Genomic DNA, 25,670 nt, shown 5'->3' with positions numbered 1-25,670 from the left:
CCTGTAACGCGATGTGCCGCGGCTGACGCAATGCGACCGCACCCGGCAATGCGCGAACATCCGCGAGACACATGCACTGCCTAGCCCCGCGTCTCGTTGGAGATGCAATAATGTTCTTGGTGCTGGCCGTCGTGCCGATCGTTTTCGCCTCTGCCGGCGCCCAGCGTGCGGCCACCGCCGTCCCGCTCACCCAACCCCAGCCGCCCGCGACGCCGGTCGCCGGCGGCACGATCACGTCGATCCGCGTCGAGGGCGCGCAGCGGCTCGAGCCCGAGACTGTGCTCTCCTATACCATGCTGCGCACCGGGCAGCCGTTTACCAACGAGACGCTCGATCAGGCGATCAAGGATCTCTACGCGAGCGAACTGTTCGCCGACGTCGTGATCGCCGGCGCCGATACCGGGCAGCTGGTGCTGCGCGTGCGCGAAAACCCGGTGATCAACCGCATCATCTTCGAGGGCAACAAGCGGCTCAAGGAAGACAAGATCAAGAAGGAGGTGAAACTCGCGCCGCGCCAGATCTTTACGCGGACGGCGGTGCGGCAGGACGTCGCGCGGATCGTCGAACTGTATCGCCGCCAGGGCCGCTTCGCCGCGGTGGTCGATCCAAAGATGGTGTCGCTCGACCAGAACCGCGTCGATGTGATCTTCGAAGTCAGCGAAGGCCCGAAGTCGAAGGTCCGCCAGATCAACATCCTCGGCAATGCCGTATTCTCGGATTCGAAACTGCGCGAGCAGATGGCGACCAAGCAGTCGCGCCTCACCACGCTGCTCAGCTCGAACACTAGCTACGACCAGGACCGCCTCGCCTACGACCAGCAGAAGCTGCGGCAATTCTACCTGACCGAGGGCTATGCCGACTTCAAGGTGACCTCGGCGGTCGCCGAACTGACGCCCGACAAGAAGGACTTCATCATCACCTATGTGGTGGTGGAGGGCAAACGCTACAAATTCGGCGACGTGACGGTCGACAGCGATATCCGCGACTTCGACAACAAGAAGCTCGCGACCAGCCTCGGGATCAACAAGGGCGATTGGTACGATGCCAAGAAGGTCGAGACCTCGGTCGATTCGCTGAGCGAGGCGGCTGGCCTGTTCGGGTACGCCTTCACCGACGTCAGCCCCGACTTCCAGCGCGACAAGGACACGCTGACGATGGGGATCAACTTCCATATCGCCGAAACCAAGCGCACCTATGTCGAGCGGATCGACATCAACGGCAACACGCAGACGCAAGACAAGGTGATCCGCCGCGAGATCCGCCTGTCGGAAGGCGATGCGTTCAACAGCTTCCAGGTCAAGCGTTCGCAGGACCGCATCAACTCGCTCGGCTATTTCCAGGACAAGTTCGAGATCAAGCAGACGCAAGGGTCTGCGCCCGATCGCGCGATCCTGACCGCCGACCTGCAGGAGAAGGCGACTGGCGAGCTGTCGTTGTCGGCCGGCTATTCGAGCCAGGACAAGGCGACGATCCAGGCCTCGATCAAGCAGCGCAACTTCCGCGGCAAGGGGCAGGAACTCCGTCTCAGCGCGAGCTATTCGACCTATTCCAAGTCGATCGAGGCGGGCTTTACCGAGCCCTATCTGTTCGGCTCGAACGTCGCGGTCGGTGTCGATCTCTTCCGGCGCGACTATCGGTCGTACAACACCGTCGGCGATACCGACACGACGACCTACACGCAGGTCTCGACCGGCTTCCAGGTGCGCGCCGCGGTGCCGCTGACCGAATATTGGACGGCCTCGGCGCGCTACGGCCTGTCCTACGATCAGGTCGCGCTCGACAAGGCGACCTATTACACCAACGGCGTGTGCGACACAGCGCTTGCCGGCTCCTATCTGTGCGATGCGATCGGCAATCGCTGGACCTCGTCGATCGGCTATTCGCTGATCCGCGATTCGCTCAACAGCCGGATCAACCCGACCAAGGGCTCGCGCCTGTCGATCAGCCAGGATTTCGCCGGCGTCGGCGGCGACACGCGCTATTTGCGCACGACGATCGTCGCGGCGAAATATTGGGGGCTCGGCTCAGGCTTCGTGCTCAATGCGCAGGCCGAGGGCGGGCATATCGAGGGGATCGGGCAGGACGTCCGGCTGACCGACCGCTTCTTCCTCGGCAATCCGCAGCTGCGCGGCTTCGACATTCGCGGCGTAGGCCCGCGCGTGACGCGGCAATATTACGATACGTCGGTAGTCCCTTCGACGCTGACCGCATCGAGCAACGACACGTCGGAATCGCTCGGCGGCGATACCTATTATCGTGGGCGGCTTGAGCTCGAGCTGCCGCTCGGCGCGGGGGCGCGCGAGCTCGGCCTGCGGCCGTCGATCTATGCCGATATCGGCGCGGTGTTCGGTGGCAAGACGCCGACGCTGACCGACAGCTGCGCGGCGGCGATCGTCGCCGCGGTCGCCTGCACCACCGCGACCCGGCAATATACCAACAGCAACGGCAATCTGCTGTTCCTCGATGCCGACGGCAACAGCACGACGACCAACACCGGCACGCCCTATACCTATGCGCTGAGCGCGTATCGCGAGAGCTATTCGGGCAACAGCCCCAAGCCCCGCGTCTCGATCGGCATCGGGGTCAATTGGAATTCGCCGTTCGGCCCGCTGCGGATCGATCTCGCCAAGGCGCTGCTCAAGCAGAAGGGCGACGATACCAAGCTCGTTACCTTTAACGTCGGCGGGCAGTTCTAGGGTCTGGATCCGCCGTCCCACCCCTTTGTCACCCCGGGCTCGTCCCGGGGGCCACCGTGCCGCGCATGCTTCATTGGCAGGACGCGGATCGCGATGGACCCCGGGATAAGCCCGGGGTGACGGTTCAGAGTCACCCCAGGCTGATCGTCAGAACTTCAGCGTCACGCCCGAGAAGAACGTCCGGCCATACGGATCGTAGGTCGAGGGATAGGTATTCCCCTGCTCCTGATTGTCGCCGAGGATCGGCGGGCTGCGGTCGAACATGTTGTTGACGCCCAAGGTCCAGGTGAACCTCTTCGCCACGTCGATCGACAGCGTCGTGTCGAAGTAATGATACGCCTTGATGTGCTCGACCGAATAGTCGGTCGTGGGGTCGTCGTCGTCGACCGGCGACAGATAGCGGTAGAGCACCGACAGCGTCACCGGGCCGGTGGTCAGCGTCGTGCGCGCCGACAGCCGCCATTTCGCATAGGGGTTGCCGCAGGTGACGCCGAACTTGCCGGCGCAATCGACGTTGAGCCCCGAGATCGCCGCGACCGGATTGTAGTCGAACGCGATCAGGCGCGTGCCGCTGAGGCGGAACGAGAGGTTGGTGTTGGGTGCGCCGATCGACAGCGGGACCGAATAGCGGGCCTCGAAATCGATGCCGCGCGTGGTCACGCCGCCGGTGTTGGAGAGCAGATTGACCGCTCCCGTGATCGCATAGCTGTTGGCGTCGCGCGGCAGCTGCGCGCAATAGCTGCTGTTGTACGACGTGTAGCCGTTCGCCGCATCGCCATAGCAGGCGCGGATCAGATTGCTCGTGCCCGCGGTCGAGATGTAGTTGGCGATCTTGATGCGATAATAATCGACCGTCAGCGAGATGCGCTTGAGGAAGCGCGGCTGGAACACCGCACCGACCGTGTAGGTGTCGGCGGTTTCCTCCCGCAAATTGGGGTTGCCGCCGGTGATCGAATCGATCTGCGTGCTGCCACCGTCATAGGCGGTGCCGAGCGCGCTTGCCGCGACGCCGGTGGCGATGCAGTTCGCCCGCAGATTGGCGTTGGTCTTGGCGACCGCGAGCGTGCACGGATCGGTTGCGGTCGGGAAGTCCTGCGAGGTGCCGCTGTACAGGTTCGACACCGTCGGCGCGCGCACCGCCCGCGAATATTGCCCGCGCAGGCTGATATCGCGGATCGGCGACCAGACGAGCCCGCCCGAATAGGTGCTGACCGATTTCGCCGCGGTAGAATAATAGGAATAGCGATACGCGCCATTCGCGGTGAGGCTGTGGATCAACGGCTTGTCGGCAAGCAGCGGCACTTCGAGCTCGCCATAGACTTCCTTGACGTTGTAGCCGCCGGCCAGCCCCTGGCTGCCGTTGAAGCCGACCACGTCGCCCGAGGAGAGCGCGGCATCGGGATTGTAGCTGCCATATTCGTCGCGATATTCGGTACCGATCGCGAGGCCGGCCGGCCCGGCGCCGAGGTTGAACAGATTGCCGTTGGTGATCGACGCGCTCGCCACCTTCTCGGTGATGTCGCTGACGTTGCGGGTATCGATCGAGATGAATTTGGCCGCCGCACTGCTGATATTGCCCGCGCCGTAGATGTTGACCGGAACGCAGCCATTGCTCGGATCCGAGCAGACGAGGTTGCCCGACGAATCATACGTCGTCTTCAGCCCCTGCAGCACGCGCGAGCGCGACACGTTGCCGCTCTGCGTCTCGATCTGCTGGGTGTGCGAATAGCTGAAATAGGCGTCGTACTTCCAGTCGCCGCTGATCTCGCCCTTGGCCCCGAACACGCCGCGATAAGCTTTGTTGTCGACGTTCGAGATGCGATTGCCGACTTCGGACAGGCGGCGATAGACCGTCGCGGTGGTATAGCCGTCGCGATCGGTATCGGCCGCCTTGAGCAGTGCCTGCGACGAGGCCGACAGGAACGACGAATCATTGTCGATCTGGACCGAGCCGGTGAACGGGGTCGGCGCGAGCTGGTTCTTGACCGTATTGTGGATGTATTGACCCTCGGCATAGAGCGTCAAATGGTCGCTGACGTCGTAATGCGCCTGGCTGCTGACGAGATAGCGCTCCTGCGGGACCTGCAGATAATTGTACGGCGCGTAATTATAGGCGTCGGTCTGCGAATTGTACGCCGAATAGCTGCCGTCGGTGCCGAACTTGCGGCTCACCCCGCCGATCGCGAAGCGCGTGCCCTCGATCGATCCCGAACCGCCCGCGATCAGCCCGCCCGAACCGTCATCGACGAGGGCCTGGCGCGAATAGCCGCGGTCGTTCTGCAGGATCGCGTCGCGCTTGGTATAATCGAGATACAGCGTGACGTTGCCGCGCCCGCTGTCGAAATTCTGGCCGACCAAGAGATGCGCGTTCGCCGTCCCGCCGTCGCCTTGGCCGGTAATGCGGTAGTTGGCATTGGCCTCGATGCCGGAGAAATCCTTCTTCATCACGAAATTGACGACGCCCGAGATCGCATCCGAGCCATACACCGCCGAGCGCCCGCCGCTGACGATGTCGACGCGTTCGATCAGGCCGGTCGGGATGGTGTTGAGATCGACGACCTGGGTCGAATCGTACGACACGTAGCGGCGCCCATCGACGAGCACGAGCGTGCGCGTCGCGCCGAGCCCGCGCAGATCGGCGGTCGCGACGCCGCCGCCGGGATTATTCGAGGCCCCCGTCGTGCTCGGGATGAGCTGCGGCAGATCCTTGAGCACGCCTTCGATATTGATCTGGCCCGTAAGCGCGAGCTCCTTGGCGGAGATCACCGAGATCGGCGAGGATTGCTGCAGGTCGGGCCGTGCGATGCGCGACCCGGTGACGACGATGTCGGCTGGGGCGGTATCCGCGGCAGTTGGTTCGGTCGTGGCATCCGCCGCGCTCGTCTGTGCGAGGAGCGTGCCGGGAAAGATTACCGCAAGCGTGGTCGTCAAAAGTCTTGCAACACTTTTTGTTCGCATGGCGCATCCAATGTGAGAGGAACGCAGACGCTCAGTTCTGCTCGCACAAGGATGTCCGGCAAGTCGCTTTGATCATCAAACGATAATGTCGGTCGTTTATGATAACTCGGTAATCTGTACGATTGCGGTCACAGATTGTTTAGAAATATTATTATTTGTTTCGCAATGTTTTGGAATATGTATATTCAAGGCGTCGAGGCGATCGCTTGTTGGGGTAACACTTGAGCCAAACCGGTCTGCCTTTGGCCTAAAGCGGGGACGACCGTCGCGTTGGAGGGCTGCGGACCGAATCCAAAGGCCGTAATCGGGGACGCGTATCGGCTTGCGCCCGAAAGCCGTGGCGAGGCGATCGCCATCGTGGCCGCCCCCTTTGCTCCGTGGAGCGGCGGCGCGGTCTCGAACCCCCTCCGTGCGTAGTTCCCGAGGCTGTCGGATCGCGCTGGCCTGCCGGATAGCCCGATGGCGGCACGCCACGCGTGTTCCCTTTGGCGGGTGAGCCGATGGGCGATGCGCGCGAGGAGACGAACAATGGTCGGCACGGATTCAAGGATCAAGGACGTCGGGCCACAGCCGCAATCGTTCGACCTCGAAAGCGCGACACGGGACAATGCCGAGTATCGGTCGGTCGCGTGGAGCGGCCGCTATCTGCAGGTCACGCTGATGTCGATCCCGGTCGGGGGCGATGTCGGTCTCGAAGCGCATCCCCAGACCGATCAGTTCCTGCGCCTCGATGCCGGCCGTGGCCGCGTGCAGATGGGTGCTGCCAAGGACAGGCTGACCTTCGAGAAGGACGTTTCGGACGGCTGGTGTGTGCTCGTTCCGGCGGGGACGTGGCACAACATCACCAATACCGGCACGACGCCGATGCAACTCTATACCGTCTATGCCCCTGCGCATCATCGGCTGGACGCCGTGCAGGCCACTGCAGCGGCGGCCAAGGCAGACCAGGTCGACGAACCGGCGGCCTGGTCCGTGCAACCGGAGCATCCAGCAGACAAGCACGGTTGAAGGGGACGATGCGCAAGCTCCGGATCGACATGGCCGGGCTGCGCTATGCGCGGCTTCTGGGCGTGGAATTTTCGCATACGGATCGGCATGGGCATTGCCATTGGCTGTTCGCCTGTGATTGCGGCGCCATGATCGTCGCCCATGGCGGCAACGTACGGGGCGGAAGCACCACGAGTTGCGGCTGCAGACACCGCGAGATCAGCGCCGCGCGGCTGCACACGCATGGCGAGCGCGCCGACAAACGGCATGCGCCGACCTACCGCGCCTGGCAGGCGATGAAGAGCATGTGCAACAATCCAAAGGTCAGCGGCTATCCGCAATGCGGCGGCCGCGGGATCGCGGTCGCCGCGCGGTGGCGAGACGATTTCCCCGCATTTCTGGCGGATATGGGGGAGCGCCCGGTCGGCATGACGCTCAGGCGCGACGATTTCCGCCGCGATTTCGGCCCGAACGCCTGTCATTGGGCGGTGGTGCCGACGCGCGCTGAGCGAGCTGCGCAGGCGTGGACCCATCGTCGCGCGGAACCGTAGGGGCCGCCGACAGAGATCCGGACTGGCGTAGGTCGCGGCTGGCCTTTGCGGCATCGAGCAGCGCCTTGCCTTCCCCGCTGGGACGCCAAAATTGCGCGGTTAGGGGCAGGGGCTGGCGCATAGCTGCCTGGCGACGCGCATGCTGCGCCGGCGCGCGGCAACGGCAACGATTCTGTCGACGCCGCATCGATCCGAAGATCCGACGCCTTCAAGCAGGGCGAATTTTCAGCTGCGCGCATCAATGCTGGAAAAAGCGCAAGCCAGGCTCTGGCTTCGGCTCGGAGCGCATCTAACTTTGCGGTGCAAGGCGGCTTACGCTGTAAGCCGCAGTTTCCCTCTGGAAACCTGGAGCGGGCGAAGGGATTCGAACCCTCGACCCCAACCTTGGCAAAGTTACTAAAGCCCATTTTCTAGGCTACGCCAGAGGTCGCTGGCCTACGCTATAACCCACTGATCTATAAGTAGTATTATCTAAAAATCTACGCTATGATGTCCGGGACCGAACCTGCGATTTCCGGCGTCGGTGATGACCAGGTGTTGACCAAAATCTCCAAGGTTGGGGTGGTGAATGGCTAAGGGAAAACAGCTTCGACTGACCAAGCGCGTCGTTGACGCGGCCGAGCCAGGTGAAAGTCGCTATGTCGTTTGGGATAGCGAGTTGAGTGGATTTGGAATCCGTATCGAGGTGAGCGGAGCTAAGGCATTCGTCATTCGCTACCGCGCTGCAGGAGGCGGGAGGACCGCTCCCCAGCGGTTGGTCACCGTTGGAAAATTCGGAAACCTGACAGTCGATGAAGCTCGCAAACAGGCAAAAGTGCTTTTAGGCGGCGTGGCTGTCGGTGAGGATCCCGGCGACGAGCGCCGTGCAAAGCGCATGGAAATGAAGATGAATGGCCTCATCGATCTCTATGAAGAAGAAGGCTGCTACATTCAGCGCGGGAAGCGTCAGGGAGAACCCATGAAGGAGCGGACCAAGACCTATACTATTGCCCGACTTCGGCATCATGTTGTCCCGCTTCTTGGTCATAAGCGTGTAACCGAAGTGGGCATTCCGGAGATTGAGCGCTTCTTCCGAGACGTCGCCGCGGGCAAGAGTCGTTCGGACACTAAAATTGGCCCGCGCCGACGCATTGTCGTCCGCGGCGGCGACGGGGCCGCGCGCAAAGTCTTCCGGGATTTGTCCGCGGTGTTCAGCTTCGCCTGTCGGCATGGGATAGTTCAAAACAACCCATGTGAAAAAGCCGTGGTGAAAAAGACAGACCATCAGCGAACGCGCTTCCTCACACTCGACGAGGTCGCGTTGCTCGGTGCCGCGTGCGACGCATTGGAGGCGGAAGGAGTCAATATCAAGGCGCTGACGATCGCGCGGCTTTGGGCTTTGACCGGGTGCCGGCGGCAGGAGATCGCGGAATTGAAATGGAGCGAGATTGATTTCGAACGCGGGCTCTTGACCCTAGACGATACGAAAACTGGCAAGTCGATCCGCCCGTTGGCGGCGGCCGCCCTTGAGATCCTGCAAAACATCTCGCCTATCGAGAGCAGTGCATTTGTTTTTCCAGCCGATCGAGGTGAGGGGCATTTTCAGGGCACAAAGACGATATGGCCAAAGATCATCAAGAAAGCCGGTCTTCCTGGCGTAACGCCGCACACTTTGCGGCACACGCTGGGCGCGACCGCTACGTCATCCGGGGAGGCGCTTGCGCTTACCGGCGCTATCCTCGGCCACGCCAGCTTGCGTTCGACGATGATCTACGCACACGTCCAGCATGACCCATCCCGGAAAGCTGCGGACCGTGTCGGTCGTAAAATTGCGGCGGCCCTGGCGGGAAAGCTTCCGATTTCAGGACGCAGCCGCAAGACCGCATAACCTTTCCCGTACGAGCTGGCATGCGATCCGGCTGTACTTTTGTCGTCGGTAGCGCATGGCAAAGCCCAAGACGGAGTGCTGTCAGTTTAACGCGAACACTCTCTCCACGATGCAGGTCCGACTTTTGCGTCACGGCGTTATCCCATGACCGACTGCCACTCGGCCTGGGGCTGAGCGGCGTTCTTTGTAGGTTTGGCGTGTGGATCGGCGCCCAAAACAAAACGCCCCCCCCCCCCCCTCTGAGCGAGGCAACTATCTATAATCCTTTGGAAAATATGGGCCATGAAGGGGTCCCGATCGGCGCCGATCGGGACCCCTGCCTCGGGAAGGATTCGACGCACGATCAATAGCTTGGCAACAATCTACCGGGGTCCCGCTTTGCGCGCTGATTCACATCTTGGTCACGCGAACATCCGCTCGACGATGATCTACGCCCATGTCGAGCATGATCCGGCACGAAAAGCCGCCAATCGTGTCGGACGAAAAATCGCTGCGGCTTTGTCGGGCCGCATTGCTTCAAAAATTAAACCGCAGAACAAGCGGGTCGGGGGCGCCCCGGCACCGAACAGCTCCAAGCCTCGTTAGTCAGATAATCGTTAGACGATGAAAGTTGCCGTTAGCAAGTATGGACGACCGCTTGACCGGTGATCCGATCGCTTTAGTTTCCAGGCAACGATGATTCGGTAAATTTCTGGATGTTGTCATCAATAATATTAAATAAATAGCGCGTGCTGACGTGTGGCTTGGATTTATGCATGCGGCAAGACACTTCTGATTGGCGCTATTACGTATTTTGGGATACATAGGAATGCTAAAGCTTACTATAATGCTCAAGCGCAGAGAAGATATCACCCGCAAGGAGTTTGGTGATTACTGGCTCAGGGAGCATGCCCCGAAGATACATTCGCTCCCCGAGGCGAATCGCGTCATTAGGAGGTACATTCAACAAATCGCGGTGGACGATGTACCGGAGGGTCTGCCCGTCGCGGACTTCGACGGCATGGCCGAGCTGTGGTTCGATGACCTTCAATCGGCGATAAATATCATGACGTCAGATGAATACCTTGGGACGATTCCCCCGGACGAACCCAATTTCATCGACCAGTCGAAAACCCGTATATTGTTTACCGAAGAAAGAGAGACCGCGTAGGGGCGGCACCTAGTGAATACCGAGGAAGCCGCATTCTGTATTCTTTTATCGTCAGGTCGCTCTTGGCTCTTCATCCGCTCAACCTTTCATAGGATATCCGAAAATGGACGACGTACCCGCGATGATCATTTACGCCATCTACCGCGTGCATAGTGATGACGTAGACGCATTCGCGTCCGTCGCGGTACGGATGGCGACCGAAGCCACATCGCACGATGGCTGCCTCTTCTTGGATGTAGTCCAAGACGTCGGCGATCCCACAACCTTCCGGCTGGTCGAGAGCTGGAGAGACCAAGCTGCCCTGGACAAGCATCTCGCGAACCCAGCGTTTCACGACGCGCTCAGAGAGGCCAGGAAGTTGAGGATCGAAACTTATCGTTCTGATGTTTACCTGGTTTCGGACCGGGTGCCGACCGCGATGCCCACCGTTTAGCTGTCTAGTCCCTCGCTCTCTCGTCCGGACGGGACGCGGTCGGCCACCCATCGCCGCTTATGTCTTCAACGTCCGAAGCCGTGGGGACAGTAAATGCCGCGAGAGCGGCCGTGAGGACGCGTGTCGTTGCCATTGAGCGCACCCCGCGCGATGCCGCGAATTCAAGTGTAAGCAGACCTCGTTGGAGTCGCCTCATGCTTGCTACGGAAACACTCTTTCGAAATCATCTCGCCCTTTCCACCACCGATTTCGACGCGTGGCTGGAATTGATCCATGACGATATTCTTCTCGAGTTCCCATATGCGAAATCGGCAGGCAATCCGACGAGCATGCAAGGTAAGGCAGTTGTGAGCGAGGGTGTTAGGGCGTTTTTCAAACAGGTCCCTGATCTCAGGTTTACCAATCCTACAATCTATGGATCGGCTGACCCTCAACAGGGCTTCGCTACCTACGAAGTTGATACGATTGTTCCAGCGACAGGTCGTCGATACGCCCAGAAATACATTGCGCACTTCCGCATAACAGAAGGTCTATTGTCGTATATAGCCGAGTATTATGATCCGGTGCAGTTGGTGAACGCTTTTCAACTGCCGGTTCTTATGTGATTTTCTCACTGGCCGCTACCGAGCCAGCCGTTCTCATCGGCATTTGCAACATTCCCGATCGCTCCGAGCTCAGTTTTCGCTGACGGCAAAGCGGATGACTCCATGTCCCGTCAGCCTTGGCAACGACCGAAACGGCTCGGCTGCTTCGAAGAAACTCGGCTGCCCCCCCCCTGATCGCATGCGACGTCGCGAGGAAGTTTTTATGGGCGCCGGACCAATGGCGGACAGTTATGCTGCTCCGATCAACTTCGGCACCGAGCGTCGGAGTTCCTCGACAAAAATGCCCGGCTGCTCGAACGCCGCGAAATGGCCGCCTTTCGAGACCTCGTTCCAATACACCAGATTGGAATATATGCGCTTCCCCCATATTTTCAGAGGTCGGTAGAGTTCACCGGGGAAAACGCTGACTGCCACCGGTAAATCAAGCTTCTGTGCAGAAAAATCAGTCGTGAAGCTCTCGAAATACAGGCGTGCCGACGATGCGGCCGTATCGGTCATCCAGTACAACATGATGTTGTCGAGCATCTGGTCACGCGACACCTCGCTTTCGGGCTCGTGTCTCGTGTCGGTCCAATCGGCGAATTTTTCGTAGATCCACGCCGCTTGGCCAACCGGGGAGTCGGCCAGAGCGTAAGCGATCGTCTGCGGGCGGGTGCCCTGTATTTTGGCATAACCGGAAGCGTCCTTATCGAAAGCAACGAGTTGCACGATCGACGCCTGCTCCTCGGCGTTCGGTGCACCCTCGATTGGCGGGGGGACCAGCAGTGGCAGATTGAGATGGATGCCAACTAAGCCCGGCACATTCTGCTTCGCCATCCAAGTGGTCACGCCGGCCCCCCAGTCACCGCCCTGCGCGACATAGCGCTGGTATCCCAGCCGCGTCATCAGCGCGCCCCAGGCACGTGCGATCCGGGGCAGACCCCAGCCGCGCTCGGTCGGCCTGTCTGAAAACCCATAGCCCGGCAACGACGGGATCACGACATGGAACGCGTCTTCTGCGCGGCCCCCGTGTGCTGTAGGGTCAGTCAGGGGGCCGATGATATTCAGAAACTCAATCACCGATCCCGGCCATCCATGAGTTAGGATGATGGGCCTGGCATTGGCGTGACGCGACCGCACATGTATGAAATGGATGCCGAGGCCGTCGATATGAGTACGGAACTGGTTGACTTCGTTCAGCCGGGTCTCCAGTCGGTGCATGTCATAATGGTCGCGCCAATAAGCGATCAGCGCCTGCAGCTTGGCAAGTGGCACCCCCTGCGACCAATCGGACACGGTTTCCCGCTCCGGCCACCGCGCCATCGATAGCCGTCGGCGAAGGTCCGAAACCGCGGCGGGTGCCAGCCTCGCCCGAAACGGTGCAATCGCCATGGCTGTCGCAGGCTGTGGCACATCGCTACGGTTGTCGGATCTGGTGGCCTGTGCGGCATCGAGCGCCAATATGGCGGCTCCGCCGCCTGTGATGGCACTGACAAGAAAGTCGCGGCGGCGTACTGGGAAACCCTCAGTTCCTTCGTGCACCTCAGCCATATCTCCAATCCTCCAAATTCATGAACTCTACGAGGCAATCCGGCCTTCACCCGCCGGATGCCGATCCCGAGCGATCTGGAAGCGCCAGCAAACAGGATTGTGTCGCGCCTACGGGGCGGCTGACTTTTGTCGGAATACCCAGAAGACCGTGAGGATCACTACGACGATCATGATGAGGTTGCTGGCGACGAAAGTGGCGAACGCAAGATCGGAATACGCGTGGGAAGGTGAGGCCGCGGAGACCTTGATCAACGCCGTTGGCAGCGCGGTCACGCCGAAAGTCACGGCCCAATAGGATGGCGCGAATGGCTGCTCGGTGATCCAGGGCCAGAGTCGGAGTAGGAGAAGCGCTTGCAGGAGGGCGAACCCCAGGAACGCCTGCGGGACCAGACTGGTCGGATCCGCTCCGGTCGCGAGATATGCAAGCGCGCCAACGCTTGGCGGCGCGAGCTGAATACCAAGCGTGGGCCGAAGCGCGGGGAGCAGTGGCGCCGCCGTGTAGAGCCGGTGGAGCAATACCGACTCGATCCCGAGCCATGAGAAGAGTGCCGCGCCGAACGCGAGACCTGCCCAGGTAGGCCAGCCGAAAGCCCCGGCCGTCGCCGCCATCACAAAGCCTCCTGCTACTACCGGGAGCAGAAGGACGGACGTAGTCGCCTCAACTGCCCGTCCTCCTTGCCAGAGGAGCCCGGTGCGCCAGACGCCAAAACCGGTTGTGAACGTGGCTCCCGCCGCGAACAGGGCGATCGCGAGCGCGCGGCTGTATGGCAGGGCGCCTTGCGCAATGAGAAGCGTTGCGACGCCGGCAAGCCCAATGAAACAGCATTGGACCGGATGGCGGGCCTCGATCAGTGCCGCTTCGCGCGCGGCGATCCATTTCCAGGAGTATAGCGCTAGCACTACGATCCACGCGGCCGCGGCAAGGGCAAAGATTGTCTCGCCTATCGCAGCGGATGCGCCCCACGCTCGGTGCGCCACTCGCCAGCTATTGGCAAAGCCACCCAGGCCCAGCACGATGCCGAAATACGCGGCCGGGATTAGTGGAGCGCTACGTCGAGGCGGGTGCGCTTGGTGCGCAGCGAGGCTATGACAGCTAGCGAGGTTCTCGGAGGTTGCTCGCATCAGAAGCGATTCGATGCAGGAGGATCGCTTGCGGGAAACGATTCCTCGAGCGATTCATCCAAAAGAACATCCTGGCGGTTTCGTGTCGACTGTCCGTCGGATGCATCGCCAGCTTGCGATGGGTTGTCGCTCGGTGGCTGTTCTCGATCTGCTGACATCTCGTGCTCCGGCAGGATGGGGCTGCCAGCATAGCCGGCCGCGCGGCGGAGTTGCGTGAGCTTATGCGAGATGTCGCTAGCTGCGGGCTGAAACCACACGTCGCCGCACAATAACCGGTTTAGAATTAGAAAGAGGCACACCTAGGCGCACGATGCCCTCGCCGTGTGGCGACCAAGGCGGCTCGCAACAGCTTTCGTGTCCTAACCCCATCTAACTGGATCGACGACAGCCATCGCCGCAAAAAGGTCCCGGCCGAAGCCTGGCACTTTGGCCGGTGCGGCAACGCGGCGCAGCGCCCCCCGCAAATGCGCGCGTCATGGCCGTAACGAGGCCGGGCAGCGGCTGCCCTGGCGATAGCGCGATCGCGCGCAGGAGGTTGATCGAGATGGCGACGGTGTTCGAACGAGTAGTGACGGCGACGGGCGAGAAGCCCGCGTTCGCTCCGGGTGACCGGGTAAAGGTCGGGACGCGGTCCCCGATTGGTCACTACCGCGTCCCGCAGTACCTGCGCGGCCAGACGGGCGAAGTTCTCAAGGTGATCGAGCCCTCGCTCATCGACAATGAGGAAGAGGGCTACGGACGAAACGCCGGCAATCGTCGGCATTATTACCGCATCTCGGTGCCGATGCCCTCATTGTGGCCCGGCTACGAGGGGTCACCGCGGGACGAGTTGCAGATCGAAGTCTATGAAACCTGGCTGGAGCGCGCGGCATGATCCCGGAGACGTCACCAAGCGACCATGACCATGACCATGATCATGCCCACGACGATCATGCCCCCGTCGTCGAGGGACGACCCGGGTACTACGACATGATGGAGACGGCTGTTCGCGAGCTCTTCATAGAGAAGGGTCTGATCACCGCGGGCGACATCCGGCGGCAGATCGAAGTGCTCGACAGCCGATCGCCCGCCCTTGGTGCGGCAGTGGTGGCCAAGGCGTGGACGGACGCGGCCTTTCGCTCGAGGCTTCTGGAGAACGGACGTCGCGCTTGCGAGGAGCTGGGAATCAGCTTCTATGATGACACCGATCTCATCGTGCTCGAGAACACCGAGACGGTCCACAACCTCATCGTCTGTACCCTCTGCTCCTGCTACCCGCGACCAGTGCTTGGCCTCCCGCCGGACTGGTACAAGCTGAAGCCATACCGCTCCCGCGCGGTAGTCGAGCCCCGCAAGGTGCTGGCCGAATTCGGGACGGTCATTCCTGAAGATGTGGAAATCCGCGTCAGCGATTCGACCGCAACTGTGCGCTTCCTAGTGCTGCCCTGCCGGCCCGAGGGCACGGACGGCTGGTCGGAAGACCGGCTAGCGTCACTTGTGACGCGCGACGCCATGATCGGTGTCATCCCCGTCACGCTCCCACAGGAGGCATCGCGATGAGTATCCCAGACTTCGTCACCCGTCTCCCCAACGACATCGGAGGTCTCGACGCCGGCCCGTTCCAGCGCGTCGAACATCCGTTGGAGCCGTGGGAGAAACGCTGTCATGCGCTTGCCGACGTGCTCGACCTGCGTAAGGTCATCAATACCGAGGAGAAGCGAAAGGGCGTCGAGGCGCTCGGCGAGGGCCTCATCGCGAAGCTCCCTTATTACGAGCGCTGGATCGTAACCTTCGCCAACATCGCATTCACCAAGCATTTCTTCACGCCGACCGAACTTGCGGACAAAATGACCGAGGTCGAGGCTCGCTTCACCGGCGAGCTGGCGTGACGACAGCTTCGGTCCGCACGTGCTTCCGCGAGGCGGATCCTTCGCTGGCGCTACCGCGTCGGGTTGTTGTCGAAGGCCTCGGCACGATGCTTCTGGTGCTCGTGACCAGCTCGAGCGGCATCGCGGCATCGAGGCTTCTGCCTGCCCACCCAGGCGCCGTCACCGTTCTGGTGGCGGTCACGGTCGCGGGTGCGCTCGTCTCGCTCATCGTGTCGCTCGGCAGGATATCCGGAGGCCACTACAATCCCCTTATCACCTCTCTGCAGTTCCTCGCTGGCGAACGATCGGCGCGCTGCACCGCCGCTTACGTCCTCGCCCAGATGCTCGGTGGCATAATCGGCGGTGGCGCAGCGGCCGTGCTGTGGCGCGCCTCTCCCCCTTTGGTCGGTGGGCTGGGCTGGGCGGGTTTCCCAAGTGAGTTCGTAGCGAGCATTGGGCTCATGCTGGTCGTTTTCGGAGCGTCTCGAAGCAATCAGCTGGAGAGTGGCCCCTTCGCGGTCGGCGCCTGGCTGGTCGGAGCGGTAATCGCAACGCCGACCGGCTCCTACGCGAACCCGGCCGTCGTCGCCGGTGCGACTGTAACCGCCGGCCCGCTAGCGATGAGCCTGCAGTCTGCGGTGCCATACGTCGTTGCCGAGTCCGGCGGGGCTCTCGTCGCCCTCCTTCTCGTCTCGGTCATCTTCTCGAGCAAGCAGGTGATCGAATGATGGTCGAAGGCCTGATCTGCATCGATAGCGTGGACGGTTACGCCGCCACGATAGACCGACTCGATGCGGCGATGCTGGAGCGTGGGATAACGCCGATGCTGCGTATCGACCATGCCGCCGCCGCCGCCGCCGTCGGACTTCCGCTGCATCCCCTCCTGCTGCTCCTGTTCGGCGACCCCCGGGTGGGCACGGACCTCATGCAGGAGAAAGCCTCCTCGGGTATCGACCTTCCGTTGAAGCTTTTGGTCTGGCAGACCGAAGAGGGGCAGATCCGGATCGGCTACAATGACCCCGGATGGATCCGGTCGCGGCACGGCATCACGCAGGCCCGGGCCGCGTCCGACAAGATGGAGCAATTGCTGCAGCGGCTTATCGTCGCCGCTTCCGGGATCAGCGGCAGGTGCTGAGGTCGTTGCTCCGCACGCTACCGGAAGACCCCGCATTCAGGCGAAACCTGCTCGCCGTGTACGCTATGCTTCTTGCCATGAACGTTGGCGCCTGGGTGTGGGCGCTACTGGCCTTTCACGGCCAGCCGGTACTGCTCGGCGTCGCTGCCGTGGTATACGGGCTTGGGCTGCGACATGCGGTGGACGCGGATCACATCGCAGCGATCGACAACGTCACGCGCAAACTGCTCCAGCAGGGCAAGCGGTCGACATCGATCGGTCTGTGGTTCGCGCTGGGCCACTCTTCGGTGATCATGCTTTCGACAGCAGCCGTGGTGGCCGCCGCTGGCGGACTGAGCCGAATTCAGGCGTTCCGCGAAGTCGGCGGCCTCGTCAGTACGAGCGTGTCGGGCCTCTTCCTGCTGCTTGTTGCCGGGATGAACCTTTGCATCCTCGCCGCGACGGTGCGTACGCTGCGGCGCGTGCGCGATGGGCACGAGGTCACTGAGGCCGAGCTTGATCTGCTGTTCGCGGGCGCCGGCCTGCTGTCGCGGGTCTTCCGGCCGTTGTTCCGCTGTGTCAGCCGGCCATGGCACATGTTCCTGCTGGGTTTCCTTTTCGGACTAAGCTTTGACACGGCCACCGAAGTATCGCTGTTCAGCATATCCGCTACGCAGGCCGCGCACGGCGTTTCGTTCGGCTCGGCGCTGGTCTATCCGGTGCTGTTCGCGGCCGGCATGTCGCTGCTCGACACGACGGATGGGGTCATGATGGTGGGCGCCTATCAGTGGGCCGTGACCAATCCCCTTCGAAAGCTCTACTACAACATGACGATCACCCTGATGTCGATCGGGATCGCCCTGTTCATTGGAAGCGTTCAGCTTGGCACGCTCGGGGTGCGGTTGTTCGGCCTGAGCGGTCCGGTCGCCGACTTGGTGAACATCTTGAACGGCAACCTCAACTATCTGGGCATTGCGATCGTCGCCATCTTCGCGCTGGCCTGGTTCGCATCGGCCATGACCTTCAGACTTATTAAGCCCGATCGGTCACTAAGAGTAGCGTAATCGCCGATCATTGGACGCAACTGCGCGCGCGCGAAACCCGGCGCGGTGACCACTGCACCCGAGCGGTGACAACGCGGCGCAACCGCTTAAAGCCTTATCGATCAGCCGGGGCGTCCTTCCACTAGGGTTCGGGGACGCCCCGACCGGCGACTTTCTCGTAGGCGGACAGCTCGTCGCCGATCGAGACCTTGGCGGCCAGCTCGTCGGCCTGTGCGCGATCCTGGGCGGCATTCTTTAGATCGCCATCATTGACATTGACGTCGCCCACGTTCGGGCTGTCCGGGATGTACAGTACGTGCTCGACGCTCTTTTTCTTCTTCATGGTCATCTCCTTCGTTGGATCTTGAGACAATACTGACCGGAATTTCATCGCGCCGTCAGCGGCATCGAGGGGGCCAGGCTGTGCGCCGGCGGTTTGTCCGCTCCTCAGGCAAACCAAAGACCGACCAGCGCAACTAGGCTGGCAGCACCATGACCGCGTTGTGCGCCGTAGATCCAGGGATCTCATCCATCATCGCGCTTCTTCCAACATTGTCCGAAGAGCGGCGACTGTACAAAGCACGCCAGATCGGTCCCGTTATTTCCAGTGAGAATCTATTGGATCATGAAAGAATAGTTGTTCATTTTATCTTATATAACCTGATGTTTACGGCTCATCATGACTTCTCACGGCGTCTCATTTGAGCACGGCCGAGAGGTGCTGATATTGAGGTCGCAGAGCAATTCCTGCCGCGACCGGAGCATTACGATGAACATTTTCAGCAAAAAGACAGTTGTGCAAGCCGTTGCGCTTTTTGCAGGTCTGTCCTTCGCGAGCGCGGAAGTTCAGGGCAGCCCCTATTCGACGATAAACGCGGCCGCCGCGGCCGATCCCGTCAAGTCGCAACGTCTTCGCGGTGGCGTGTTCATGCTCTCCGGCTCGGGCGGCAACATCGGCGTGATCGCCGGACCGAATGGCCTGTTTATGGTCGATGCGGGCATTTCCATCTCGCGCAGCAAGATCGAGGCCGCGCTGCGCTCGGTCGGCCGAGGGCCGGTCCGTTATGTCGTCGATACACACTGGCACTGGGATCATGCCGACGGCAACGGCTGGCTCCGGCGGAGTGGAGCGACCATCCTCGCGGATCCGCACACGCGTCATCGGCTGATGCAGACGATCCGCGTGGTGGAATGGGAGCACACGTTCACGCCAGCGGCCGCACGCGATCTTCCCAATGTGGTCGTGGCGGGTAACAAGGTAATGCACTTCGCCGGCGAGACGATCCACATCCGGCACTATCAACCCGGTCATACGGATGGCGACCTTTCCGTCTACTTTCAGAAGGCCGATGTGCTGCAGACGGGCGACACGTTCTGGAACGGGATGTATCCGTTCATCGACTATGTCGGCGGCGGCGGCATCAACGGCGCGATCCGGGCGGCGAACGTCAACTTGACGCTTGCCGGGCCTCGCACGCTGGTTATCCCTGGGCACGGCCACGCCGGTGACCGTGCGAAGTTGGTCGCCTTCCGCGACATGCTCGTCTCGATCCGTGGAAGCGTCCGCGCGCTCAAAGCGCAGGGCCGTACGATCGAGCAGGTGGTCGCCGCGAAGCCGACCGCGTCTTTCGATGCGAAATGGGGCCAGGCCCTGATCAACGGCGATCTCTTCACACGCCTCGTCTACCGCGGCGTGTGACCCTCGCTGCCAGGGAGCAATCATCGTGACCGATCCTGTGATGATGGCCCAGCTTCGCGGCGGGGCGGGCATCTTCGCAGCGCTGGATCAGAGTGGTGGCTCTACGGCGGCGACGCTCGAGTCATACGGCATATCGGAAGATTGCTGGACCGACGACGAACAGATGTTCGACCACATCCACCAAATGCGGGTCCGCGTCATGGCGGCACCAAGCTTCACCGGTCGGAGTGTGCTTGCGGCCATCCTCTTCGAGGATACGATGAACCGGGAGGCGGACGGACAGCCGGTGCCTGGCTACCTCAGCCGCCGCGGGATCGCGTCCTTCCTTAAGATCGACAAGGGTCTCGAGCCCGAGAGGGACGGCGTGCAACTGATGCGACCCCTTGACGACCTCGACGGGTTGCTTGGTCGGGCAACCTCGCTCGGCGTCGTCGGCACCAAGATGAGATCGGTCATACGGCGCCTGGATCCGGTTGGCATCGCCGCCGTCGTCGAGCAGCAGTTCCGGCTCGCGGAGCGCGTCATAGACGCAGGGCTGCTACCGATTTTGGAGCCCGAGGTATCGATCGGTGCACCAAATCGTGTGGAGGCGGAGCGGACTCTTGTGGAAGAGATCGCCGACCGCCTGGATGCACTGACCGGACGCCACCAGGTGATGCTAAAGCTCACCATTCCCCAGCGCCCTGACACCTATGCCCCGCTCGTGGCTCATGACCGCGTGGCGCGGGTGCTTGCCCTGTCGGGAGGCTATTCGCGCGTCGAGGCCTGCGCCCGTCTGTCGACCAACCACGGCCTGATCGCCAGCTTCTCGCGCGCGCTTCTGAATGGCCTGCGCTACAGCATGGACGACGTGGTCTTCGATCGCGCGCTAGGCGACTCAATTGCGCAGATTCACGCCGCGTCCACTTTCAAGTGCTGAATGGCGGAAGTCAGGCGCGACGACCGAACAACCGCGAATCCGCAGCAGGCGGCACCTCGCACAGTCTCACATCGCCTCGTGGCAACTTCCTACCCGCGACGCCCCGTCGACGGTAGCTTTTCGACAGGCGCACCAGAGCGATCCACCGCCGTCGAAGGAGGGCCTGCATGACATTGGTACCGATCCCCGCACCCTCGACCACGCGCAGGCGGGTTTTGGTCGGCGTCACTGGCCTCGCCGTAGCCGGTGCAATTGGCATCCCGTCCTATGCGCTGTCATCCGCTGCTCCGTCGCGCTCCCCAGCCCGGCACGGCGCTGGCGAGGGCGCGATCAAAACGCAGGATGGCACGCCGATCTTTTACAGGGACTGGGGAGACGGTCCGGTCGTCGTCTTATCCCACGGCTGGCCGCTCAACTCCGACGCCTGGCAGGATCAGCTGTTCTTCCTCGCGTCGAACGGCTGCCGGGTGATCGCGCACGATCGGCGCGGGCACGGCCGGTCCGGTCAGTCCTGGGTGGGCAACGATATCGACCATTACGCAGATGATCTGGCAGCCGTTATGGACGGGCTCGATCTCCAGGGCGTAACGCTCGTCGGGCATTCGACCGGTGGCGGCGAGATCTCGCGCTATATTGGCCGGCACGGGACCGTCCGTCTGAGCAAGGCGGTGCTCGTGTCGGCTATTCCGCCGATAAGACTCCGTACGCCCACCAATCCCAACGGCGCGCCACTGTCGGCGTTCGACGACACCCGCCAGAAGGTCCTCGCCGATCGAGCACAGTTCTACCATGATCTGAGTGCTCCCTTCTTCGGCACCAATCGTCCCGGCGTCGTCGTATCGCAGGGTGTCCGGGAAGCATTCTGGCAGCAGTGCATGGCGGCCGGGCTGAAGGCGGTCCACGACGGCATCAAGGCGCAGTCCGAGACGGACTTCACGCCGGATCTGCGGCGCTTCGACGTGCCGACGCTGATCATCCATGGCGAGCAGGATCAGCTTGTGCCAGTTGGCAACTCGGCCGTGCTGCAGCGCGAGCTCATCCGTGGGGCGGCGCTCAAGATCTATGCCGGCGCCCCGCATGGTCTGCCGGTCACACACCGAGAGCGGTTCAATGCGGATCTGCTCGCCTTCGTGAGGGCCTGATGGGCCGCTTGCGGACAACCGGGCAAAGCCACGACGGAGACCGCCGCCCCTCCCGGGAAGCTTCCCCGCTTGTCGCGATCGAAGACGAGCCGGAGCCGAGGCTGCTGGCGGATCCGCCACTCGCGGGCCCTCTCTCTGAGGGCCGCGTCTTCATCCAATACCGCGCCGAAAATCTGCGGGTGCTGCCGGTATTTGGAGCGGGCGCGCTGAGTGTCTCTCCGCGCGTCGGCCACGTCCATGTGACGATCGACGACGCGCCGTGGCACTTCGTCGATTCCGGCGGAGAGACCATCGTCGTGGTGGGGCTGCCGCCTGGCGAACATCAGGTTCTGATCGAACTCGCGGACCCCACCCACCGCGTCATCGACCGCTCGCTCATTCGCTTCCGGGTTCCAGAACGGATGAGCGCCGAAAACCACTGACCGAAGCCCAACGAGGAAGGACGTACCATGCCTACGATCAAGACGAAGGACGGAGCCGAGATATTCTACAAGGATTGGGGACAGGGCCCGGTCGTCATGTTCTCGCATGGCTGGCCGTTGAACGCTGACGCTTGGGAGGATCAGCTCTTCACGCTGGCATCGCACGGCTTCCGCGTGATCGCCCACGACCGACGCGGGCATGGCCGATCCAGCCAGACCTGGAACGGCAACGACATGGACACGTACGCGGACGATCTCGCGGAACTCGTCCATGCACTCGACGTCCACGACGTGACGCACGTCGGTCACTCGACGGGCGGCGGCGAGGTCACCCGATACATCGGCCGCCATGGCACGTCGCGGGTCAAGGCGGCCGTGCTGGTGTCGGCGATTCCGCCGACCATGCTAAAGACCGCGCGAAACCCCGACGGCCTGCCGATCGATGTGTTCGACGGACTGCGCAAGGGCGTCGCCACCGATCGATCGCAATTTTACCGGGAACTCGCTGAGCCCTTTTACGGAGCCAACAGAGCGGGCTCGACCGTGTCGCAGGGCATCAAGGATGCGTTCTGGCTCCAGTCGATGATGGTCGGGCTGAAGGGTGCATACGACTGCATCAAGCAATTCTCCGAAACCGTCTTCTATGATGACCTGGCCAAGTTCGACGTGCCGACGCTGATCATCCACGGCGACGACGACCAGATCGTTCCGATCGATGATGCCGGCCGCAAAACGGTCAAGCTTGTCCACGGAGCGACGCTGACGGTCTATCCGGGGGCACCCCACGGTCTGATGGTGACCCACCGCGACCGGTTCAACGCAGAGCTGCTCGCCTTCCTGAAGTCCTGAGCTTCGGCCACGCCACCCTATGGTCCCAGGGTGGCGTGATCCCGCAGCCGAGCACGACGAACTCTGTGCAGCTGAGCGCGGACTTGCCACCCCGCCCCGCGACATTCTTCTTTGAGAGGTGACATATGGGCGAGCAAATCGAAATCGTTACGACAGACGGCCGCTTTGCTGCCTATCGGGCGCTACCCTCCGTACCCTCCGCCCCCGCCGTCGTGGTGTTGCACGAGCTGTTCGGAGTGAACGCGGACATGCGCCAGACGTGCGACGATCTCGCCGCTCGAGGCTTTCTGGCCATCTGCCCGGATCTGTTCTGGCGGCAGCAGCCTGGTATCGACCTGGATGTCCGATCGGAAGCGGATTGGAAAACTGGCTTGGCGCTCTATGGCGCTTTCGACCGGGAACTTGGCGTATCCGATATCATCGCCACCGTGGACGCCGCGGCGGCGTTGACGGGCTCGTCTGGGAGGGTGGGCATCCTCGGCTATTGTCTAGGGGGACTCATGACTTTCCTCACGGCTGCCCGCACGTCAATCGACGCAGCGGTGGCCTTTCACGGGGCCGAGACCGAGAAGTATCTCGACGAGGCCGGCGCAATCACGACGCTCATGCTGATGCATCTGGCGGGCGAGGACGAGTTCATGCCCGAAGATGCGAGGAACGCGATCATCACTGCGCTCGATGACAAGCCCAACGTTCAGGTGTTCACCTATTCCGGCTGCCATCACGCATTCTCGCGACACGGCGGCGCCCACTACGACGCAAGGGCCGCGACGCTGGCCAATCAACGAACCTGGAGCTTTTTTACGGCCATGCTCGGCCGGCAGGCCGCACCATTTTCACAGCGCCAACAACTGGGAGTTCTCTCATGACGATGCTCGACTGGAACACCTATCGCCGTCAGGTCGCCGACGGCGTCGCCGATCTGGCGACTCTCAGTCCGGACACCGTGCGCGGATACGGCGCGATCAGCGGAGCGGGGCGAAAGTCCGGCCATTTCGACGAGAAGACGCGCGAGCTGATCGCGCTGGCGGTCGCAGTGAGTTTGCGATGCGATGGTTGCATCACGGTGCACGCGGACGCCGCGCGCAAGCACGGTGCGACGGAAGGCGAACTAGTGGAGGCTTTGGGCGTAGCGATCGCCGTCAATGCAGGCGCGGCGCTTGTCTACTCGGTGCGGACCCTAGACGCTTTTCGGGAATCTGCCAAAAGCTGATGCGGACGGCGATGGCGGATCGCTACTGCCGGCCAAGTGACGACTGTGCGAGGGTATACGTCGAAGGAGTCCTGGATTTCCGTCCCGCGGCGAAGTGCAAGGTGTCGGAGTCGAGCGCGTCTTACATCGCGCGCAGGATCGATTTGCCGGCGCGCCGAAGAGCGCATTCGGTCATCCGTGCGGCAATTTCTCTCAAGGCAGAGGTGTTGGCGGGATCTACGAGACGTGTCGCGCTGAGAAGCGAGAGAAGCGCTGTATCCACCTGAGTCGTGTCATGCCCCTTCAGCCAAGCGCAGATTTGAAGAAGCAAATACAGTTATAGACTCAGGTGTACGGATCAATTCGGTGATACAGTGGCAGGCCAATCTAAAGTTGTAGGCCCGGCCGGACGAGCGACGTCACGTCGCTACTGCCGGCATTGCAGGCGCAAGTAGCCTGCCGGTCTGCTTGACGACCGAGAACCCGGCTAGGCTGTCAAAGCGGGGTCCAGCATAGCCATTGCGGATCCATGGGTCACCCGAAGGGGGGACGCCGCGTACGTAACCACCTCCTCTACGGAGGTGAAACTGATCACGCGCGCTTTCAATGCGCGAAGAAGCGATGCCATCGCGTGGCGGTCGCCATCATCGGGCTCAACGATGATGATCACACTTTCGTACGACGGGTCGTGTACTCCCGCGCGGAGTGAAGGAGCAACTTTAGGGATGGCGTCTGCATCGTTGACAGCGAACAGATATCCCCGACCGGGGATGGTCTTTATGCGGTCGCGCTCGGGTCCGAGCGCCTTCCGAAGAACTCCCATCTGGAAGCGCAGGTTGCTCTCGTCGACAAAAGTCGCTGGCCAGACCTCTCTGACGATCTCTTCCTTCGTGACGAGCTGGCCGCGTGAGCGAAGAAGGACGACGAGCAGATCAAAGGCCCGACTACCGAGCGGAACGACTTGCTGATGAAGCGTCAGGCTGCGAGCGCAGGGGTGAACGCGGAACCCGCCGAAGCATAACGCCCCACTGCTATCCTCTACGGGGTCACCGAGGTCGAAGCTTCGCTGCTCCGGCGCATGTTGACCTTGGAAACTTTCGGTTTGAACTGCCTGTGCCATGTCCCGCTCCTCTGTTCCCACCTAAACTGGCTCACCGCAGAAAAATCGGCCAGTCCGTGCGGAGTATGCCGCACCTACACTTTAGGGAGCCGCAGCCGGGGCGTATGAAGGGTCGTTCTTCCGTGTGGAGCTTCCGCTCCGATACATCGGTCGGAAACCCATGTGCGCCGTGGTAGACAGCAATTGCCGACACGCGCCGAACGCAATTTCTAGGCATTCGCGCGCAGTGTTCCGCGCGTGCCCGTTGCAAATGTTGCAGTGGCGCCGAGACCACCGGCTCGGCGGCGAACGAGAGTGGCGATCGCCATCGCCGATAATGACTGATCGGGCTATAGTTGGCTAATCCATTAGGGGGGTGCAGGCCTAATCAACATGACCTAAGATGATTGCGACAACGAACCGTAGATTGGAATAGCGATCAGGC

26 protein-coding genes are annotated in these 25,670 nt (G+C 61.8%); 21 read left to right on the top strand and 5 right to left on the bottom strand.

All coding sequences use genetic code 11. The features are described 5' to 3' along the window. Positions 1 to 110 precede the first annotated feature (110 nt). Complete coding sequence (bamA, locus tag EAH76_RS12250) at positions 111 to 2,696, top strand: outer membrane protein assembly factor BamA (RefSeq protein ID WP_140850566.1); 2,586 nt, start codon at positions 111 to 113, stop codon at positions 2,694 to 2,696. A 147-nt stretch (positions 2,697 to 2,843) separates the two neighbouring features. Here the strand turns inward: bamA and EAH76_RS12245 are convergent, their stop codons facing one another. Next, positions 2,844 to 5,627 carry a TonB-dependent receptor gene (locus EAH76_RS12245; RefSeq protein WP_241659676.1) on the bottom strand — a complete coding sequence of 928 codons (2,784 nt, stop codon included), beginning with the start codon at positions 5,625 to 5,627 and terminating at the stop codon, positions 2,844 to 2,846. A 555-nt stretch (positions 5,628 to 6,182) separates the two neighbouring features. On the opposite strand from EAH76_RS12245, the gene EAH76_RS12240 reads away from it, so the two are divergent. The 7 genes from EAH76_RS12240 (at position 6,183) to EAH76_RS12205 (ending at position 11,247) form a co-directional block, all read left to right on the top strand. Beyond that, positions 6,183 to 6,662: a cupin domain-containing protein gene (locus tag EAH76_RS12240; RefSeq protein WP_140850564.1), complete on the top strand. Its 480-nt coding sequence runs from the start codon at positions 6,183 to 6,185 to the stop codon at positions 6,660 to 6,662. A gap of 29 nt (positions 6,663 to 6,691) precedes the next feature. Beyond that, on the top strand, positions 6,692 to 7,192 hold the full coding sequence (locus EAH76_RS12235) for a hypothetical protein (protein WP_140850563.1): 501 nt from the start codon (positions 6,692 to 6,694) through the stop codon (positions 7,190 to 7,192). 568 nt (positions 7,193 to 7,760) lie between these two features. Further along, positions 7,761 to 9,059: a tyrosine-type recombinase/integrase gene (locus tag EAH76_RS12225; protein ID WP_140850562.1), complete on the top strand. Its 1,299-nt coding sequence runs from the start codon at positions 7,761 to 7,763 to the stop codon at positions 9,057 to 9,059. Between the two features lie 351 nt (positions 9,060 to 9,410). Then, positions 9,411 to 9,644, top strand: a complete 234-nt coding sequence (locus EAH76_RS24105; RefSeq protein WP_140850561.1) for a hypothetical protein — start codon at positions 9,411 to 9,413, stop codon at positions 9,642 to 9,644. Positions 9,645 to 9,867: 223 nt separating this feature from the next. Continuing rightward, positions 9,868 to 10,209: an EthD domain-containing protein gene (locus EAH76_RS12215; RefSeq protein WP_140850560.1), complete on the top strand. Its 342-nt coding sequence runs from the start codon at positions 9,868 to 9,870 to the stop codon at positions 10,207 to 10,209. 103 nt (positions 10,210 to 10,312) lie between these two features. Then, complete coding sequence (locus tag EAH76_RS12210) at positions 10,313 to 10,642, top strand: putative quinol monooxygenase (protein ID WP_140850559.1); 330 nt, start codon at positions 10,313 to 10,315, stop codon at positions 10,640 to 10,642. Between the two features lie 194 nt (positions 10,643 to 10,836). Further along, a complete protein-coding gene (locus tag EAH76_RS12205; RefSeq protein ID WP_161989032.1) occupies positions 10,837 to 11,247 on the top strand; it encodes a nuclear transport factor 2 family protein in 411 nt (136 codons plus the stop codon). 228 nt (positions 11,248 to 11,475) lie between these two features. Here EAH76_RS12205 and EAH76_RS12200 read toward each other — a convergent pair whose 3' ends face one another. After that, positions 11,476 to 12,777: an epoxide hydrolase family protein gene (locus tag EAH76_RS12200; protein WP_140850557.1), complete on the bottom strand. Its 1,302-nt coding sequence runs from the start codon at positions 12,775 to 12,777 to the stop codon at positions 11,476 to 11,478. A gap of 108 nt (positions 12,778 to 12,885) precedes the next feature. Then, entirely contained in the window at positions 12,886 to 13,899 is a 1,014-nt protein-coding gene (locus EAH76_RS12195) for a dicarboxylate transporter/tellurite-resistance protein TehA (protein WP_140850556.1), read from the bottom strand. Between the two features lie 544 nt (positions 13,900 to 14,443). Here EAH76_RS12195 and EAH76_RS12185 point away from each other — a divergent pair. The 6 genes from EAH76_RS12185 (at position 14,444) to EAH76_RS12160 (ending at position 17,924) form a co-directional block, all read left to right on the top strand. Further along, positions 14,444 to 14,773, top strand: a complete 330-nt coding sequence (locus EAH76_RS12185; RefSeq protein WP_140850554.1) for an SH3-like domain-containing protein — start codon at positions 14,444 to 14,446, stop codon at positions 14,771 to 14,773. Further along, positions 14,770 to 15,438 carry a nitrile hydratase subunit alpha gene (locus EAH76_RS12180; RefSeq protein WP_140850553.1) on the top strand — a complete coding sequence of 223 codons (669 nt, stop codon included), beginning with the start codon at positions 14,770 to 14,772 and terminating at the stop codon, positions 15,436 to 15,438. The genes EAH76_RS12185 and EAH76_RS12180 overlap by 4 nt, the downstream gene beginning before the upstream one ends. After that, positions 15,435 to 15,767, top strand: a complete 333-nt coding sequence (locus tag EAH76_RS12175) for an SH3-like domain-containing protein (protein ID WP_140850552.1) — start codon at positions 15,435 to 15,437, stop codon at positions 15,765 to 15,767. Before EAH76_RS12180 ends, EAH76_RS12175 begins: the two co-directional genes overlap by 4 nt. Then, complete coding sequence (locus EAH76_RS12170) at positions 15,764 to 16,474, top strand: aquaporin (protein ID WP_206667869.1); 711 nt, start codon at positions 15,764 to 15,766, stop codon at positions 16,472 to 16,474. Before EAH76_RS12175 ends, EAH76_RS12170 begins: the two co-directional genes overlap by 4 nt. After that, on the top strand, positions 16,471 to 16,881 hold the full coding sequence (locus EAH76_RS12165) for a DUF302 domain-containing protein (RefSeq protein ID WP_140850551.1): 411 nt from the start codon (positions 16,471 to 16,473) through the stop codon (positions 16,879 to 16,881). The genes EAH76_RS12170 and EAH76_RS12165 overlap by 4 nt, the downstream gene beginning before the upstream one ends. A 77-nt stretch (positions 16,882 to 16,958) precedes the next feature. Further along, positions 16,959 to 17,924 carry a HoxN/HupN/NixA family nickel/cobalt transporter gene (locus EAH76_RS12160; RefSeq protein WP_241659675.1) on the top strand — a complete coding sequence of 322 codons (966 nt, stop codon included), beginning with the start codon at positions 16,959 to 16,961 and terminating at the stop codon, positions 17,922 to 17,924. Positions 17,925 to 18,045: 121 nt separating this feature from the next. Here the strand turns inward: EAH76_RS12160 and EAH76_RS12155 are convergent, their stop codons facing one another. Then, on the bottom strand, positions 18,046 to 18,246 hold the full coding sequence (locus EAH76_RS12155; protein WP_140850549.1) for a hypothetical protein: 201 nt from the start codon (positions 18,244 to 18,246) through the stop codon (positions 18,046 to 18,048). A 426-nt stretch (positions 18,247 to 18,672) separates the two neighbouring features. Here EAH76_RS12155 and EAH76_RS12150 point away from each other — a divergent pair, with 426 nt between their 5' ends. The 7 genes from EAH76_RS12150 (at position 18,673) to EAH76_RS12120 (ending at position 24,147) form a co-directional block, all read left to right on the top strand. Continuing rightward, positions 18,673 to 19,602, top strand: coding sequence for an MBL fold metallo-hydrolase (locus tag EAH76_RS12150; protein ID WP_140850548.1), 930 nt, complete (start codon positions 18,673 to 18,675; stop codon positions 19,600 to 19,602). A gap of 40 nt (positions 19,603 to 19,642) precedes the next feature. After that, the gene (locus EAH76_RS12145) at positions 19,643 to 20,521 is read left to right on the top strand and encodes a fructose bisphosphate aldolase (RefSeq protein ID WP_206667874.1); all 879 of its coding nucleotides are present in this window, start codon (positions 19,643 to 19,645) and stop codon (positions 20,519 to 20,521) included. Positions 20,522 to 20,688: 167 nt separating this feature from the next. Next, positions 20,689 to 21,663 carry an alpha/beta fold hydrolase gene (locus EAH76_RS12140; protein ID WP_140850546.1) on the top strand — a complete coding sequence of 325 codons (975 nt, stop codon included), beginning with the start codon at positions 20,689 to 20,691 and terminating at the stop codon, positions 21,661 to 21,663. Then, positions 21,663 to 22,085, top strand: a complete 423-nt coding sequence (locus tag EAH76_RS12135; RefSeq protein WP_206667868.1) for a DUF6130 family protein — start codon at positions 21,663 to 21,665, stop codon at positions 22,083 to 22,085. Before EAH76_RS12140 ends, EAH76_RS12135 begins: the two co-directional genes overlap by 1 nt. A 27-nt stretch (positions 22,086 to 22,112) precedes the next feature. After that, the gene (locus EAH76_RS12130) at positions 22,113 to 22,934 is read left to right on the top strand and encodes an alpha/beta fold hydrolase (RefSeq protein WP_140850545.1); all 822 of its coding nucleotides are present in this window, start codon (positions 22,113 to 22,115) and stop codon (positions 22,932 to 22,934) included. A gap of 125 nt (positions 22,935 to 23,059) precedes the next feature. Next, positions 23,060 to 23,803 (top strand): dienelactone hydrolase family protein, encoded by a 744-nt coding sequence (locus tag EAH76_RS12125; RefSeq protein ID WP_140850544.1) that lies wholly within the window; start codon positions 23,060 to 23,062, stop codon positions 23,801 to 23,803. Further along, on the top strand, positions 23,800 to 24,147 hold the full coding sequence (locus tag EAH76_RS12120; protein ID WP_241659674.1) for a carboxymuconolactone decarboxylase family protein: 348 nt from the start codon (positions 23,800 to 23,802) through the stop codon (positions 24,145 to 24,147). Before EAH76_RS12125 ends, EAH76_RS12120 begins: the two co-directional genes overlap by 4 nt. Positions 24,148 to 24,613: 466 nt before the next feature. Here EAH76_RS12120 and EAH76_RS12115 read toward each other — a convergent pair whose 3' ends face one another. Beyond that, on the bottom strand, positions 24,614 to 25,246 hold the full coding sequence (locus tag EAH76_RS12115) for a winged helix-turn-helix domain-containing protein (RefSeq protein ID WP_140850543.1): 633 nt from the start codon (positions 25,244 to 25,246) through the stop codon (positions 24,614 to 24,616). Between the last annotated feature and the right edge of the window lie 424 nt (positions 25,247 to 25,670).

The sequence above is a fragment of the Sphingomonas glacialis genome, assembly GCF_006439055.1.
In the GTDB taxonomy this organism is placed as follows: domain Bacteria; phylum Pseudomonadota; class Alphaproteobacteria; order Sphingomonadales; family Sphingomonadaceae; genus Sphingomonas; species Sphingomonas glacialis_A.
This window is presented reverse-complemented; position numbering and strand designations above follow the sequence as displayed.